Annotated in this window: 16 protein-coding genes; 2 read left to right on the top strand and 14 right to left on the bottom strand. The window is 55.1% G+C overall.

Features of this window, described 5'->3' with window-relative positions:
• Positions 1–550: 550 nt before the first annotated feature.
• On the top strand, positions 551–1,309 hold the full coding sequence (gene tam, locus ACWYRJ_RS12835) for a trans-aconitate 2-methyltransferase (protein WP_455508025.1): 759 nt from the start codon (positions 551–553) through the stop codon (positions 1,307–1,309).
• 5 nt (positions 1,310–1,314) lie between these two features.
• Here tam and ACWYRJ_RS12840 read toward each other — a convergent pair whose 3' ends face one another.
• From ACWYRJ_RS12840 to ACWYRJ_RS12865, 6 genes are all read right to left on the bottom strand, one after another.
• Positions 1,315–2,505 (bottom strand): cytochrome c biogenesis protein/redoxin, encoded by a 1,191-nt coding sequence (locus ACWYRJ_RS12840; RefSeq protein ID WP_111964587.1) that lies wholly within the window; start codon positions 2,503–2,505, stop codon positions 1,315–1,317.
• A 137-nt stretch (positions 2,506–2,642) separates the two neighbouring features.
• Positions 2,643–3,944, bottom strand: coding sequence for an ATP-binding protein (locus ACWYRJ_RS12845; RefSeq protein WP_455508006.1), 1,302 nt, complete (start codon positions 3,942–3,944; stop codon positions 2,643–2,645).
• Positions 3,944–4,681: a response regulator gene (locus ACWYRJ_RS12850; protein WP_455508007.1), complete on the bottom strand. Its 738-nt coding sequence runs from the start codon at positions 4,679–4,681 to the stop codon at positions 3,944–3,946. Before ACWYRJ_RS12850 ends, ACWYRJ_RS12845 begins: the two co-directional genes overlap by 1 nt.
• A 44-nt stretch (positions 4,682–4,725) precedes the next feature.
• The gene (locus tag ACWYRJ_RS12855; RefSeq protein WP_455508008.1) at positions 4,726–5,721 is read right to left on the bottom strand and encodes an alpha/beta fold hydrolase; all 996 of its coding nucleotides are present in this window, start codon (positions 5,719–5,721) and stop codon (positions 4,726–4,728) included.
• Between the two features lie 145 nt (positions 5,722–5,866).
• Complete coding sequence (locus tag ACWYRJ_RS12860; RefSeq protein ID WP_455508009.1) at positions 5,867–6,307, bottom strand: N-acetyltransferase family protein; 441 nt, start codon at positions 6,305–6,307, stop codon at positions 5,867–5,869.
• Positions 6,308–6,319: 12 nt separating this feature from the next.
• Positions 6,320–6,790, bottom strand: a complete 471-nt coding sequence (locus ACWYRJ_RS12865; RefSeq protein ID WP_455508010.1) for an N-acetyltransferase family protein — start codon at positions 6,788–6,790, stop codon at positions 6,320–6,322.
• Between the two features lie 118 nt (positions 6,791–6,908).
• Here ACWYRJ_RS12865 and ACWYRJ_RS12870 point away from each other — a divergent pair, with 118 nt between their 5' ends.
• Entirely contained in the window at positions 6,909–7,457 is a 549-nt protein-coding gene (locus tag ACWYRJ_RS12870; protein WP_455508011.1) for a GNAT family N-acetyltransferase, read from the top strand.
• Here ACWYRJ_RS12870 and ACWYRJ_RS12875 read toward each other — a convergent pair.
• The 8 genes from ACWYRJ_RS12875 to ACWYRJ_RS12910 form a co-directional block, all read right to left on the bottom strand.
• A complete protein-coding gene (locus tag ACWYRJ_RS12875; protein WP_111964594.1) occupies positions 7,445–8,359 on the bottom strand; it encodes a bestrophin family protein in 915 nt (304 codons plus the stop codon). The genes ACWYRJ_RS12870 and ACWYRJ_RS12875 overlap by 13 nt on opposite strands.
• 201 nt (positions 8,360–8,560) lie before the next feature.
• Entirely contained in the window at positions 8,561–10,012 is a 1,452-nt protein-coding gene (locus tag ACWYRJ_RS12880) for a tagaturonate reductase (RefSeq protein ID WP_455508012.1), read from the bottom strand.
• Between the two features lie 117 nt (positions 10,013–10,129).
• Positions 10,130–10,657, bottom strand: a complete 528-nt coding sequence (locus ACWYRJ_RS12885) for an N-acetyltransferase family protein (RefSeq protein ID WP_455508013.1) — start codon at positions 10,655–10,657, stop codon at positions 10,130–10,132.
• A gap of 82 nt (positions 10,658–10,739) precedes the next feature.
• On the bottom strand, positions 10,740–11,705 hold the full coding sequence (locus ACWYRJ_RS12890) for a sensor domain-containing diguanylate cyclase (RefSeq protein WP_149366902.1): 966 nt from the start codon (positions 11,703–11,705) through the stop codon (positions 10,740–10,742).
• Positions 11,706–11,824: 119 nt separating this feature from the next.
• Entirely contained in the window at positions 11,825–13,264 is a 1,440-nt protein-coding gene (locus ACWYRJ_RS12895) for a diguanylate cyclase (protein WP_455508014.1), read from the bottom strand.
• Between the two features lie 113 nt (positions 13,265–13,377).
• Entirely contained in the window at positions 13,378–13,734 is a 357-nt protein-coding gene (locus ACWYRJ_RS12900) for a DUF4186 domain-containing protein (protein ID WP_223582263.1), read from the bottom strand.
• Positions 13,734–14,660 (bottom strand): glutaminase B, encoded by a 927-nt coding sequence (glsB, locus tag ACWYRJ_RS12905; RefSeq protein ID WP_111964600.1) that lies wholly within the window; start codon positions 14,658–14,660, stop codon positions 13,734–13,736. Before glsB ends, ACWYRJ_RS12900 begins: the two co-directional genes overlap by 1 nt.
• Before the next feature lie 62 nt (positions 14,661–14,722).
• Positions 14,723–16,312 carry a methyl-accepting chemotaxis protein gene (locus tag ACWYRJ_RS12910; protein WP_455508015.1) on the bottom strand — a complete coding sequence of 530 codons (1,590 nt, stop codon included), beginning with the start codon at positions 16,310–16,312 and terminating at the stop codon, positions 14,723–14,725.
• Between the last annotated feature and the right edge of the window lie 52 nt (positions 16,313–16,364).

The following is a 16,364-nucleotide window of genomic DNA, read 5'->3' on the forward strand; positions in this document are numbered from 1 at the left end:
TTTTGCTTTGCCACGGAACGGTCTGCGTTGTCGGGAAGATACGTGATCTGATCCTTCAACTCAGCAAAAGTTCGATTTATTCAACAAAGCCCGTAGTCGTGTAAAAAAAATTCAATGACAGAATTCATTCTCATGTTCCTGATAATAACACCTGAAACTAGTTTCACCTGTCTCTTAGGACAGCTTTCATTGTGCCGCATATTCCGTATACTTAAAAAGTACCTGACCACGAAGTTCTCGCAAAACTAAGCGGTCAGGAGGTCAAAGACCTATGAAACACCAGGGATATACCCATCGATTATTATCTAATATTTAAAGTTTCGGGTACAGAACATAAGAAGCACTTTGCCGATAAAATATTAAAAAACAATAATCATAAAATTATTACAATAAAAACATTGCCCCTTAATCCTTTAAGGGGTAATATTTCTATTTGCTTATTTTTTTCACAGAATCTGCGGAATTCATCTGCCCTAAACCTCTCCCGTACCGCTTTGAAGGCGCCTGCCTGTGCTATTCTTGCAGAAGCATGCCAAACGGAGAATTGATGATGGCCGACTGGAACCCTTCTCTTTACCTGCAATTTGGCGCAGAAAGAACGCGTCCAGCTGCAGAACTGCTCGCCAGAATTCCTCTGGATGAGATCGCTACCATCGCTGATCTGGGCTGTGGACCAGGAAACAGCACGGCGCTGTTGAAGCATCGCTGGCCTTCTGCTCACATTACCGGGGTCGATAACTCCCCTGCCATGCTTGAGGAAGCGCGCGCAGCCTTACCTGACTGCCACTTTATTGAGGCCGATATCCGTCAGTACAAGCCTGGCCAGCCGCTGGGCCTGATTTATGCCAACGCGTCGCTGCAATGGGTTCCGGACCATTACGATCTCCTGCCGCATCTTGTCTCCCTGCTTAAGCTAAATGGCGTACTGGCGATCCAGATGCCTGACAACTGGCTGGAACCGACCCATGTGGCGATGCGTGAAGTGGCGCTTGAGCAATACTACCCAGACCGTGGCCGCGAGCCTCTGCCAGGCGTACATGCTTATTACGATATTCTGTCGGAGGCTGGCTGTGACGTGGATATCTGGCGGACGACCTATTATCACAAAATGAGCTCTCATCAGGCCATTATTGACTGGGTAAGCGCCACCGGCCTGCGGCCCTGGCTCCAGGAACTGAATGAAAGCGAGCAGAAACGTTTCCTGAAACGCTACCATGAACTGCTGGAAGAGCAGTATCCGCTTCAGGAAAACGGGCAGATACTGCTGGCTTTCCCCCGGTTGTTTATCGTGGCTCAACGCCAGCCCTGAACGGGCTATGACCGAGCTTCTTTGAGCAACTGCTGGATAACCTTTTCCTGTTGCTCATAGTCACCCTCGCCAAAGGCGGTATAGCGCAGCTGCCCTTTGGCATCAAAAAAGTAATGCGCTGGCCAGTACTGGTTGCCGAAAGCATTCCAGATTTTATAGTTGTTATCCGTGACCACCCGATACGGCAGTTGCCATTTATTCACCGCATTTTTAACCGACGAAAGCGGTTTTTCCCAGGGGTATTCCGGGGTGTGAACTCCGATCACCACCAGACCCTGCGGTTGGTACTTAGTGGCCCACTCCCGCACATGGGGGAGCGTATGCTGGCAATTAATGCAGTCCCACGTCCAGAAATCAATAAGTACAACCTTCCCGCGTAACGATTCAGACGTGACAGGGTCACCGTTCACCCACCCTGTTCCACCGCTGAGCGAAGGCAGCTGACTGCTGGGCTCTGTAATCACTATCGGCTCAAGCTTCACCGGCGTGGCTGTGGGTTTCGTCAGATTTAACAGCGCGGTTTCAAGACGGTCCGAGACGCCGTTTGCCCCTTTAAGCAGCGAAGTCATCCCCGTCGCGTTAAATGCGACGGTCGCTAACATCACAACGCCTGCACCCTGTCGCAGCTTTTCCATTAGCGCCGATTTTGCCCTTAAAGGTGCCATCAGCGTGCGGCCTCCAATGACGAGTAATCCCAGCATCATTGCGCATCCGCTGCCATAGGCGGCCAGCAGAGCGCCGGTGGTAATAGCGGAATGCCCCGCAATGTTAATGCCGAAAATCGCACCCAGAATGGGACCGGCGCAGGGAGACCAGAGCAGTCCTACAGCAAGCCCGGCCAGAAAAGCCGATGCCATTCCGCGCGTTTGCCCGCTTCGGGTGTTGAGAACATTACCCGCGCTGACGGCCGGTCCCGCAATACGCTGGGCGAAAGACGGAAAAATTAAGGCTAGCGCGGCAGTGGCCAGAATGACGAGCGCGATCCAGCGCCCGACAATAGTTGCCTCTGCGATCCACTCGCTGGCGACGGTGACGGCCATCGCCACCAGGGTAAACATCACGATCATCCCAGCAAGCAGGGCCAGAATATGCCGACGCTGGCCCTGGAAACCGGCGAACAAAAGTGGAATAACCGGGAGCGTACATGGGCTGAGCAGGCTTATCATCCCACCCAGAAAAGCGATTACCAGAAACATAGAAACCTCACAATACAAGTCCTGCGACGCTGCAGTGAGGCTATTTCAGCGTGCGGATGTGTTCAGGATATGTGTAAATGCGAGGGTTTTGTCTGGCTCTGTATCGCCCAGGTAGGGAGATACAAAGCCGTACAATTTTACTCACGGCGCGGTAGCGTAATGGAGACGTCCAGCCCGCCCCCGTTACGGTTCGCCAGCCTGAGCTTTCCTTCCAGCTGAGCGGTGAGCTGCGCGGCGATCGCCAGTCCGAGTCCTGTCCCGCCAGTCTCGCGGTTGCGCGAGGTTTCAACCCGATAAAACGGCTGTAAAACTGCCTCAAGCTCGGCTTCGGGGACCCCCGGTCCGTCGTCCACAATGTGAATAATGACCTCGCTGTCCGACGAGTCGTCTACTGAAATCGCAGCATGCTCGCCGAATTTGAGGGCGTTATCCAGCAGATTGGTCATCACCCGGCGAAGCGCCTGCGGCCGCGTGACGATGGGCAAGCGGGCTTCGCCTGCCTGAAAGTGCACGTTTTTACCAATGTCCTGGTAATCGCAGGCGATGCTGTTGATCCAGGCGTTCAGCTCCAGCTCAAGCGACGTCTCCTCCAGTGATTCCGATGACCGGGCATACGCAATGCCCTCCCGCACCAGACGAGACATGTTATCAAGATCGTTCAGGAGCTTGTCGCGAAGTTCAGGCTCTCCGGCTATTTCGACGCGGAGCTTCATGCGGGTAATGGGCGTCTGGAGATCGTGAGAAATCGAGGCCAGGATCTGCGCGCGTTCCCGGAGATAAGACTGAATGCGCGCCTGCATGGCGTTGAAGGCATGCGCTGCCCGCTGCACCTCAAGCGGCCCTTTTTCCGTCATTGGCGTGCTGGCCGCCGGATCCAGCGCATCCACCGCGCGGGTAAAGTGTGAAAAAGGCCGCACGACCTGCCGCACGGCTATCCAGGAGCAGACAGCCAGAACCAGCAGCTGCAGGATGAGAACGACCGGTAGCCAGCTGGCGACGGGCGGCATGCGCGGGATCAGGTCAATGGTCAACGGTGCGCCATCGCGTAACGTAAGATGGGCCTGAATATGCGAAATGGCGCCGGGAACCGCGGTAAAGCTAAGCGGGTAATGCGCGGCAAGCGTCGCTTTTAAGGTTCGGATAGCATCTTGCGAACGCTTATCCGTCGGCGCTGCGCCAGGTTCCCCTGTGCCCAAAATATAACGATAGTTACCCCGTTCAAGCCGCGGCAGCCAGGCGGCACGTTCGCTCGCCGGTAAGCGGTCTAATATGGCGACGCTGGTTGCGACATCGTTTTCCAGATTACCGAGCATCACCGTGCGGGCGCTGTGCATGCGTTCAACCATGACCAGCGTCAGGCTCAGGGCGTTAGCCAGCAGCAGACCGGCCAGCACGACGAGCAGCAAACGGGCCAGCAGCGAGCGTGGCCAGAGCCTCATTAGTTAACCTCTTTGATGGTCACTGGCATCGTAAAAACGTAGCCTTCGCTGCGCACGGTTTTGATATAAACGGGCATGCGGGCATCTTCGTTGAGACGCTGGCGAACCCGGCTAACCAGCAGGTCAATTGAGCGTTCAAACAGCTCGGCGTCTCGCCCCTGCGTCAGGTTGAGCAGCTGGTCACGGGTCAGCACGCGCTGCGGATGGTCAAGGAAAACGCGCAGCAGCCGATACTCCGCGCCGCTGAGCGCCACAATTACCCCTTCCGGATCGATTAAGTGGCGAGCGACGGTATCGAGCTGCCATTCACCAAACATCACTAGCCGCCCTGCTTCCGTCACCTGTAGATTGGGCGGCATCGTGCGAAAACGCCGTAAAATCGCTTTGATACGCGCCAGCAGCTCGCGGGCGACAAATGGTTTCACCACGTAGTCATCCGCGCCCATCTCCAGACCCAGGATCCTGTCCGTCTCCTCGTTGCGCGCCGTCAGCATCAGGATGGGGAGATCTTTATGTTTCCCGACGCGCAGCTCTCGACACAGCGTAAGGCCGTCATCGCCGGGCATCATGACATCCAGCACAACCAGGTCGATATGCTGTTTATCCAGCACGATGCGCATCTCTTTGCCGTTGGCCGCGCCCGTCGCGCGATAACCAGACTTAGCAAGGTAATCGACAATCAGTTCACGAATATCCCTGTCGTCATCGACGACAAGGATATGATCAATATGCTCCACCGAAATCTCCAGACCGAAGGGTAACGTACTGAAAATAGCACATTTCAGAGTTTGTCAGCGTCAACAACGGCCTTAACAAAATCCTGCGGATCTTCCTGAGGCGGGTTGTGCCCTACGGTGGCCCCAAAAGTGCGGTGCTCGTACTTACCGGTAAATTTACCCGCATAGGCCTGCGGTGCAGGATGCGGCGCGCCGTTGTTCCCACCTTCGATGGTGATCGTTGGAACGGTGATATTCGGCAGCGTGGCCAGTTTCTGCTCGTAGCTGTCGTATTTGCGCTCACCTTTTTCCAGCCCTAAGCGCCAGCGATAGTTGCTGAGCGTCACGGCGACGTGGTCCGGATTGTCGAGGGATTTGGCGCTGGCGTTAAAGACAGCATCGCTAAATTTCCAGTCAGGCGATGCCTGAGACCAGATTAAACGGGCGAAGTCATGCGTGTTTTTCGCATAGCCTTCAGCACCGCGCGCGGTGGCGAAGTAGAACTGATACCACCACTGCTGCTCCACTTTTGGCGGCAACGGCTGCTTGCCAATCTGCTGGCTGCTGATGAGATACCCGCTCACTGAAACAAGTGACTTAACGCGCTCGGGCCACAGCGCCGCAACGATATCTGCCGTTCGGGCACCCCAGTCATATCCTGCAAATACCGCCTGCTTAATATTCAGGGCGTCCATCAGGTTCACAATATCTTTTGCCATGGCTGAAGGCTGGCCGTTGCGCGGCGTTTTGGCTGACAGGAAGCGCGTGGTGCCGTAGCCGCGCAGAGAAGGCACAATCACCCGATAGCCTTTTGCCGCCAGTGCGGGTGCAACCTCGGCGTAGCTGTGAATATCATAGGGCCAGCCGTGCAGTAAAATAACCGGCTGACCGTCTTTCGGGCCGAGGTCGACATAACCGACGTTCAGATCGCCGGCGTTAATTTGCTGCGGATGATCAAAGGCGGCCGCGATATTCGTGCCGGTGACTTCAGCCTGACAGGACATCACGGTGCCAAGAGAAATGGTCAGTGCAAGGGTCGAGTACGCGAGTTTGCTAAACATGTTGGTATCTCCGGTTGATTACAATTCACGGGGATATAACAACACTGCAGTGTATAGCGGATATGTGCGAAAGCGGGTTTATTGCAAGCCTGTGTATGTATCCGGGACCTTGATACAGTGTGATACAAACACAGGCGTTGTCGCCTTAAAGGGAGAGGCGATAGCGGACGTAATCGTCAGCCTCACCGTATTTGTCATAGAGTTTACGCGCCGGGTTATTCTCCCGGGTGACCCAGTACAGTTTTGACCACCCTTCGCGCTTGCCTTCCTTAATCAGGGCGTCAATGAGCGCTTTACCTGCTCCCGCCCCGCGTTCATCGGCATCAACAAACAGATCTTCCAGGTAGCAGATGGGCGCGGTAGACCAGGTTCCTTCATGCAGAATGCACATCGCGAAACCGATGACCTTTTGGTCCTTCTCGACCACCCGGCAGAACATCGGTGAATGCGCTGAAAGCGTCCTTTCCCACGTCGCTGCGGTGACGGATTCCTCGAGGTAGCAATCATAAAAATGGGTATAGCCATCCCACAGCGGTCGCCATTGGGAATAATCGTTTTCGCATAGAGGTCTTACCGTGACGGCCATGTGTTCCTCACATTACAAGTCGATCGCCATTTCAAAACAGCGTAAATCAGCCCCCGCCATACGCGAATGATGAGAGTTTTCGCGCAGCGTGACAAACCCCAATTTCTGATAAAACGACTGGGCGTTAGGGGTTGCATCCAGCCTCAGACGGGTTATCCCCCGGCTACGGGCTTCATTTTTGAGCGCCTCGATAATCCGGGTCGCCATGCCTTTACCGAATGCCGCGGGCAAGGTGAATATCGCCTCCAGACAATGGGTATCCAGATCCAGATAGCCGGTCGCCGCAACGTCGCCCTTTTCATCTTCCACCACGTAAAAAGGGTATTCAATGACCATCTGCCGATAGCGTTCGGGCATGAGATCCGGCGTCCAGCGCGCAATGACCTCGGCGTCGTAACTGGTTTTACAGCCGTGACGAATCGCCTGGTTGCGAATGTTCCAGAGTGTTTCGGCTTCCTGCGGGTTGGCTCGCCTCAATGCCATAGTGACCTCTGCAAATGATAGTAGGATGGAAAGGTGAGATAGCTGAGATAGAGTGCTATTAAGATGAAAATACCAGAACGCAAACAAAAGCATAACGCCTAAATAGGGAGATCCGCGCATGACGATACCGACGCTCACGACAGAACGCTTACAGCTGAAACCGCTGGTAGCGGAAGATGCCGTCCAGATACAAAAGCTGTATCCGCGCTGGGAGATTGTCCGTTATATGGTCTCCTCCGTGCCCTGGCCCTACCCGGATAACGGCGCGGAAAACTATGTCAACAACGTGGCGCTGCCGGATATGGCAAAAGGGATTGCCTGGTTCTGGAGCATCCGGCGACGCGATGTGCCGGATGAATTGATGGGCATTATTTGCCTGTACGACGTCGAGGACAACAACCGCGGGTTCTGGCTCGCGCCGGAATTTCAGGGGCACGGATATATGCGCGAAGCCAGTATTGCCGCGACGGATTACTGGTTCAATACGCTAAACAAACCCGTATTGCGCGCGCCGAAAGCCGCCGCCAACAGCCGCTCCCGGCGTATTTCAGACAGTAGCGGCATGCGGCTTATCAGGACGGAAAAGAAAGCCTACGTCAGCGGGATGCTGGACTCCGAGCTGTGGGAAATCACCCGCGAAGAGTGGAACGCCCGTCAGGTCAGCTGATAATGTTTATCCGGCATCAGCCTTTCCGGGATGTTCTCTTCATCGTTCATCTGCAGCAGATCGCGTTCCATCATATTGCAGATGGCGTCCAGCGGCAGGTCGTTATCTTCGGTGCCAAACGGATCTTCCAGCTCTTCCGCAAGGGTGTCCAGCGAGATAAAGGTGTAGGAGATCAGCGCCGAAACGAAGGGCGTCATGTAGTGCAGGTCCACAACCAGCGCGAACGGCAGCATGATGCAGAACAGATACACAGTGCGGTGCAAAATCAGCGTATAGGCAAACGGCACCGGCGTGGTTGCAATGCGCTCGCAGCCGGAAAGGACGATAGACATGTCGTTCAGACGATTGTTCAGGCTATGGAACAGAATGTCTGAGAGTTGCCCGTTTCGCCGCCGCACGGCCAGCCACTCCCCCATGATCAGTAAAATACGGTTCGCCGGTGAGTTGGCGCTCATCACGTGACGTAAATCATCCGCAGCAAGATAGCGAGAGAGTTGCTCGGCATTCAGCTCCCGGCGCAGGGTCATGCGCAGGCAGTTGGCAAAAGCAATCTGCAGGCGGACAAATTCGCCAAGGTGCTTATCGTCAGGCAAGGTGTTTTTTACCTCGCGAAACAGCGAGCGTGCCGCTATCATCAGCTGCCCCCAGAGCAGCCTCGCCTCGACGTAGCGTGAATAACAGGCGTTGTTTCTGAAACCCAGAAAGATAGCGATCGCCACGCCGAGAATGCTAAATGGCGCCACTGTAAATTTGATCCCCAGCGAGGTATACCACGGCAGCATAAGGATAACGGCGATAGAAAGCAGAAAGTTGAGCAGCAATCGGGTATAGATCTTGGGAAGTACCGAACCGTGCCAGACAAAAATCAGTTGTAGCCAGTGCTGTTTAGGACGAACGATCATAGTGAGTTTCAGGAAAGAAAAGAGCGAGGCTATTAAACGTGATCCCCGTCACCGTTGCAAGCATGTTAACGGAACATTGCATTTTCTCCCCTGAGTAGCGAAAACCGCACGGTGCTGCATGTGATTTTTTAAAAACAAAGCACATAGTATGTTGTAACTAAATAGGACCTGTTCAAACCCGGCCGAAGCCGGGTGAACGCATTAGCAAAGCGGTTTAACCGCGGCGCGCATGCCCTTAAGCAGAATGGCATCCAGATCCAGCGTCACCTGGTCGACAAGACCGTTCACCTGCGTCAGATCCTGTTCCCAGTGCTCACTCACGCTGAGCACTGACTGCACCAGTTCACGGGTGCTCAGCTGCCGATCGCGGTGCTGCGCCCACAGCTGCTGATAACGTTCCAGCCAGCATGCATCATCCTGCACCGGATAGCTCTCGCCATTACGCTCCGCGCGATAAAACGCGATCAATGCGGCCAGAGCAAACGTCAGGCGTGCTGGTAATTGCCCCGTCGCCTTCTGCCCTGCCAGCAGCTGCGGCAGGATGCGGGTGCGGTATTTGGTCATGCCGTTAAGCGCGATGGAGAGCAGCTGGTGTCGTATGTAGGGGTTGCGAAAACGCCCAGTTACCGCAATGGCGAAAGATTCCAGTTCTTCACGCGGCAAATCGAGGACCGGAATGATTTCCTGATAAATCGCTTTTTCGACGAACGCGCAGACCTCGGCATCATTCATCGCCTCGCCTACCGTATCCAGCCCGGCCTGGAAGGCGACCAGCACCAGCGCCGTGTGCGCGCCGTTCAGGATGGCGACTTTGCGCTCTTTGTAAGGCCTGATGTCATCGACAATCAGCACGTTTAACGGGTACTTATCCAGACGAAGTTCGTGCGCAAGGGATGCGGGCCCCTGGATAACGAACAGATAGAAATGTTCAGCCGTGTCCAGGAACCCATCGTGATAACCAAGCTCAGCTTCAAGCGCAGCCGCTTCATCGCGCGGGTAACCGGTCACGATACGGTCTACCAGCGTCGAGCAGAAGCAGTTGGCGTCGTTTAGCCACCGGAAAAAGGCCGCAGGCAGCGCCCATTCCTGCGCATAGCGCAGAACGAGTTCACGTAAGGCGTCTCCGTTGTAGTCAATCAGTTCGCACGGAATGATAATCCAGCCTTTATCCGGCGCACCGTTAAAGTGGCTGAAGCGCTCAAACAGCAGTCGCGTCAGCTTCGCCGGATAGCTCACTGCAGGGGCATCGTCGAATTTGTCACCTGCGTGGTAGCTTATACCCGCTTCGGTGGTATTCGAGAAAACAAACCGCATATCCGGATTGCGAGCCAGTTTCAGAAACGCGTCATAGTCGTCGTAGACGCTGATTTCACGGTTAACGGAGCGGATAAGACGGCTCTCGCTCACCGCTTCCCCCTGCCCGTTCAGGCCACGAACGATAGTGGTATAGAGACCATCCTGAGTGCTCAGCGACGGTGGAAAATCGCTCTGAATAGGACGGACGATAACCATGCCGGCATTAAGATCGGTATGTTCATTTAGCAGGTCGATTTGCCAGTCGACAAACGCACGCAGGAAGTTGCCTTCACCAAACTGAATGATGCGTTCTGGGTATTGAGCACCGGGAAAATCACGACGGTTGAGCGTGTTCACAAGGGGTTCCTTTTATGATTAGTCATACAGCCTGATAAGATTGGTACGATAACTTATCAAAACTTAACGACCAGAAACCCTGTTTTGATCAATACGTCGCGTAGTTGTGCAGAATATTTACAGGAACTTATAAAACACGGACGTGGCCGTCATGGCACCGTCCGGCATCAGCGCGTAGCGCGGGATCTCACCAACCTTTTGCCAGCCGGCACGCTGGTAGAAGGTCTCGGCCCCGCTACCGGTGGAGGTATCAAGCACCAGAACCGAAATATCTCTGGCCCGGGCCTCAGCCTCCAGCGCTTCCATCAATGCCATCGCGGCCCCTTTCCGGCGCGCTTTCTCATGAACCAGCAGCTTTGCCACATCGGCCCGATGCGGCTGGTTTTCCGGCTGGTCTGTGATCAGCTGCACCGTTCCGATGACGCCGTCCTGCGCATCGACGCAGACAAGCACCAGCCGCTCGCCTCGCGCTACGCTTTCGGCAATACCGCGCCAGAAAATACGGGCCTTATCCAGGCTATAAGGGAGCATAAAGCTGACGGATGCCCCGCCGTTTACGCAGTTTTCGAGGATCCCGGCCAGCGCATCAATATGGGTAAGAATTTCGTCTCGGGTGAAGTTTTTGATTTGCAGTGAGGTATTCATTGTTTTTCCTTACGTTGAATACCATCACTGTGCATTTAACATCTTCTTAACGCAAACGGATCGAACATAGGCTTTTGTTATGTCACCGGGCGCGCTGGCGCTGCTGTTTCATGGCATACATCTTTTCATCGGCATCTTTTAACCACTGCTGCAGATCGTTGCCGTTATGATCGAATTCGCTAAGCCCCCATGAGAAATGAAGCGACCAGGGATGCAGCTTACGGGCGTTATAACTTTCTACCTGCTCGGCGAGATACTGCATGGCAATCCAGGCCCCCTGCTCATCCGTATCCGCAAACAGCACGGCGAACTCATCCCCGCCAAAACGCACCAGCAGATCTGCTTCACGGAATGAGCTACGCATCAGTTGCGCCATGGCTTTCAGCGCCTTATCTCCCTCTTCATGGCCGTAGCGATCGTTAATTTCCTTAAAACGATCCAAATCCAGCCAGCCAAGCGTCAGCGGCTCAGCCCGGCGCCGGGCAACGGAAAGCGTGAAACGTACAAGCTGATTAAAGCCCCGACGATTGAATAACCCGGTTAATTCATCCGTGGTCGCCGCACTGATGGCAGCAAATTCATCTTCCGCCAGCGCGCCCAGGTCCCCCAGCACGGCGAGGTCGGACGCTGAAAACTCACGGGGAGCGTAATCAATCAGGCACAGCGAGCCCACGCTCGCGCCGTCACGCAGGCGCAGCGGGAAGCCCGCGTAAAACCGCACGCGCGGCTCACCGGCCACCAGCGGATTATCCGCAAAGCGATCGTCCTGAAGCATGTCCCCCACCACCAGCGGCGCTTCGGTGAGGATCGTATGTCCACAGAATGAGATGTTACGCGGAACGGCGCTCGGTGCCTGACCATCAGCCGACTTGACGATCAGCGAATGCTCATCGATAAGATTGACCATCGCCAGCGGCACCTGGAAAAAGCGTTTTGCCAGACGCGTTAAGCGGTCAAACGCCGGGGAACTGTCAATCTCAAGCAAACCAGACTCGCGCAGCGAGTTGAGACGTTCCGTTTCATTTTCAGGGGTTGCAGGTGCTTTCATAATGTCTCCTGACGTAAAGCGTTACTAAAAGCGTAGCTTAAACAGAGACATTGTCAGTGTTCTGACGTCCTGTTAAGCCGCTTACTATTCACGTCAATGCCTTATGACGATTAACGCAGCTAGGTTTCACTCCCGGAGGGCGTAGCAATTTGCTCGTCCGCCACCCGGGCGCTGGTACGGTTTCGACCCGCTTTTTTTGAACGATAGAGATGATCGTCCGCCTCGGCCATGAGCTTGTTGAAGACCTCGGTCAACTGCCATGACTCTGCCTTTCCACTTCCGAGGCCAATACTGACCGTCAGATAGAGGGTCTGGTGACGCCATGTAAAAGGATGGCTGGCCACGGTGGACCGGATACGTTCAGCCAGTTCAAAACCGTGCTGCGCGTCGCCTGAATTAACTACCACCGCGAACTCTTCCCCGCCCATGCGCGCCACCATGCCGTCTTCACCGACAACCTGCTGAACCTGTCGGGCAAACGACGCCAGCACGCGGTCTCCGCACTCGTGGCCGTAGTTATCATTAATGCTTTTGAAATAATCAATATCCAACAGCATGACGGTCAGAAAACGTGTATGCCGGTAGATTTCTTCCTGCTTTAACGCCTCATAAAGCCCGGAACGCGAATAGACGTGCGTTAAAAAGTCATAATCCGCCCTCAGCGAAACCTGACGGATCAGGGAGTTAATCGCCGCCATGCTGACGGAGACCATCACCGGACAGATCGCCATCGTGGCGATCCCCAGCCGGGCTGAAAACATCATTGGGGTCGTAAACGGCGTCGCCACGGCAATGTTAATAATCGAATTGGCGACCAGAATAATTTCAGTGGCGCCCGTGATAAACGTCAGCAGACAGGTCGCAGGCAAGGAGTAACGAACCGCACACCAGATAAGCGCAGGCAGAGGAAACGAAAGGCTCCCCGCTCCGCCAATCACCACCGAAGCGACCAACGAGACAATCAGCGCCATCACAGGCAGCAACTGCTCCAGACGTAACCTGAGTTCACGCCCGGGCATACGTAACGTGAGCATACAAGGCACAACAAGCACGCCGGTTGAGAACTGCTCGCTAAACCAGTCGGCAAACAGCGGCCAGAAGGTGTGACTGTCAATCCCAACCGACCCCACCGCGCCGAGCAAGGCACAAAGCAGCGCGGCAATCAGACAGTAGTTAAACAGGCGTAATGCGTTAAGCGGATCGGGGGTTTTCTTCATTAGCCGCTTGTCGCGCTGAATCAGCACGGCGACGACAACGATAAAGATTATGTTAGACAGGTTGATCACCAGTGAAGCGATACCCCAGTTAGTTGTCACCGCGTCGTACAACAGCATCGCGACATAACATACCGCATAGTAATGCAGGCGATTCAGGTAAACATAGCGGGCGAAGATCCCTGCCATGACGCCATTCAGCGGCCAGAACAGAGAGAGGGCCTCAACGAGCCGTAACTCCGCGCCCACAAAATAGAATAAGGTGGTGAGGATAAAGATCGTCGATGCATTTCGCAGCGGCGTGTCAACCTGGAACGGCCTGAAGGCAGTAAGAGCAGAACGCATTAAATATCATTCCATATGAAAGCTTATGGCAATTATTGCGGTCGTCAGCACGATTGGGACTAACTTAGGATGCATCTATAACACAAATAACACAGGAGCATAACTCGTCAAATTTAGGCGTTCATTTGCAACACCAGCCAGTGATGAATAACGCCGACAATATAATTTTGCTGCTGCGCAGTGAGCGTTACACCCTGTGGAATGTTATGCCATTTTGCCAGACAGCCCCGACAACAGGTGGCCGTGGCATGCTGGGCGATAAACACCGGGTGTCCGCGCATGGGCGTCTGCTTGCCGTCGTTTGCAGGGTGTGCAGGCGCAAGGCGCTTTTCGACAAAATCCGCGGCATGCTGGTCAATGGTTTCGGGGCCTTTGTTCCAGCAGTACTGTCGTTCCTTATCGCCTAAGCGAAAGCGCGAGCGAAATGTCGATCGCGCCAGGCGGGAAAAAAGAGGATTAAGATCGGACATCAGTATACGGAACGTCCCAGACGCTGGGTCAGTTTCTCCAGAACCGCGACACCGGCAAGCGAATTTCCCGTTTCATCCAGTTCCGGGCTCCAGACTGCAATCGCCATTTCGTGCGGCACAATCGCCACGACTCCGCCGCCAACGCCCGATTTAGCTGGCAATCCAACGCGCCAGGCAAACTCACCGGCGTTTTGATACATCCCGCTGGTGGCCATCAGCGCGTTAACCTGGCGAGCCTGCAGAGGAGAAACCACTTCCTGATCGAGATGCGGCGCATGACCCTGATGCGCAAGGAACAGGAACGTCTGAGCCAGCTCAACGCAGCTCATTTTCAGTGCGCAGTAATGGAAGTAGTTTTGCAGGACGGTCGCCACGTCGTTGTGGAAATTACCGAAGGATTTCATCAGCCACGCGATAGCCGCGTTACGGGCGGAGTGTTCAAACTCCGAGCGCGCTACCAGCGCATCATAGGCAATATCGTCAACGCCCGAGAGCTGACGAACAATCTCAAGCATTCGCTGGCGCGGAGCGCTGAGGCGGCTTTGCAGCATATCGCAGACCACCAGCGCCCCGGCGTTGATGAAGGGGTTTCGCGGTTTCCCCTGTTCTATTTCGAGCTGAAGCAGCGAGTTAAAAGGCTGGCCGGAAGGATCTTTACCCACGCGCTGCCAAATCTCTTCTTCTTCGTACTGGCGCATCGCTGCAACCAGACTCAGCACTTTCGAAATGGACTGAATGGAAAAACGTTCAGTGGCATCGCCTGCCTGGAATCGCTGTCCGTCGATAGTACAGATAGCGATGCCCAGCTTATTCCCGCTTACCGAGGCAAGGGCCGGAATATAGTCGGCAACCTTCCCCTTTCCAATTAACGGACGAACCTGCGCCAGAATCTCGTCCAACATCTCATTATGGATGACCGCAGCCACACTTTGCTCCTTGCCCTCAGGCTAAAACGGGCTGCGAGTATAACAGAGGCTTATGTATTACGTCAGGCGCTAAGACGAAAACGCGAAACGGCCTGCAATAAAAGATCGGATTGCTTTTGCAGCCGCTCTGAGGCATCCGAGGCGTCAGAGACCAGCAGGTCCGTCTGACGGGAGACCTGATTCAGCGCCTGAAGCTGACGCGTCATCTGGTGAATACTCTCTCCCTGACTGAGCGTGGCGGTGGAGATCTCATTAAGCAAACTGCTTAGATTGCCCACCAGCCCGGTGACCTGCTGGAGATTCTCTTCCATCAGGGTGACGGCGCGGGAACCGTCTTCAATGCCCTGCAGCGAGCGGTTGATCAGCTCCTGTATGGTCTGCGTCGAGTGGCTGCTCTTTCTGGCCAAAAGACCGACCTCCCGGGCGACGACGGCAAACCCGCGCCCCTGGTTTCCTGCATGGGCAGCTTCGATGGCGGCATTGAGCGCCAGGATGTTGGTCTGAAACGCCACGCTGTCGATCATCGCCACGATCCCACGCATCTCAGACGATCGGTCGACGATCGCCTGCATGGACGCGTTTACGGTTAACATCATCTGGTCGCCGCCCACGGCGGCCTGGCGCGCCTCATCGGCCCGCGAGCTGGCGAGCCTGGCATAGCCGGTATTCCCTTCCACATGGCTTTCCAGCGACGCGATATGCGCCGTCACATCCTCAAGCTCTTTCGCCTGACGCGCTGACTGCTGATACAGTTTCTGGTTACCCTCCGCGAGGGAGCCGATGTTTTCCACCATCGTGGCGGTGGCATGGCTGACCTGCGTCACCAGCTGCTGCAGGCCGTGCTGCATCGTGGCGATACTGTCGCTGAGCTGCCCTATCTCCCGGTTGAAGCGCATGACGTTCGGCGGCGTGCCGGAGAGATCCCCTGCTGCCAGCCGGTTGATATGCGCGATGAGTCGACGAAGCGGCGTAATCACCCATCTCGCCATGCCGAACCACACGGTCACCGCGATGGCGAGTAACAGCACAGGCGCAAACAGGAACAACGTTTGCAGGCCGGAGAGCTGCGCCATGAGGCTCTGGCGCCCCTGCATGGCCTGCTTCTCGCTTGCCTGCTGATAGCGCGCATAGTTGTCGTTAAAATCCGTCTGAAACGCCTGCGCCGGGACGGCAAAAAAAGCGTCGATGGTGTTGGTTTTGACCAGACCTTCAGCCTGCTCTTCGATCGCGTCGTAGAAAAGTTGATAGCTGTTCACCAGCGCGTCGTCTTTCGGCGGATTCAGCGCCAGCCAGGCCTTCCATGCCTGCTGAGAAATCTTCAGCGCCTTTTGCGCATCATCCATCAGGCTATGCCAGCTCCCGTCGGATCCGGTCTCTTTATCCTGCATAAACCAGACGCCGGACCGGTTAAGCAGGTCGCTTGCCGCCAGCAGGGAAACACGGGCCTGATCCAGCTTGCTCTGCTGCTGCCATGCCAGAAGGTTTTGCTGCTCGTTGCGCTGGGCGTCGTTCAGGGAGGCGTTAAGCAGAAATGACGAGGAGAGCTGCAGCGCGGAGAAAAGGCCAATAATGCAAAAGATCCCTGTCAACAGGCCAAAGTGACGGGGAGTGAGACGCTGCGCAATACGGCGAAAAATTTGCGTTAGGTTCATAATTAGCTTCATTTACAAGGCGTTAGACGCGATGGAGTCTACGAAATGAAAA

Source organism: Enterobacter sp., assembly GCF_977039595.1.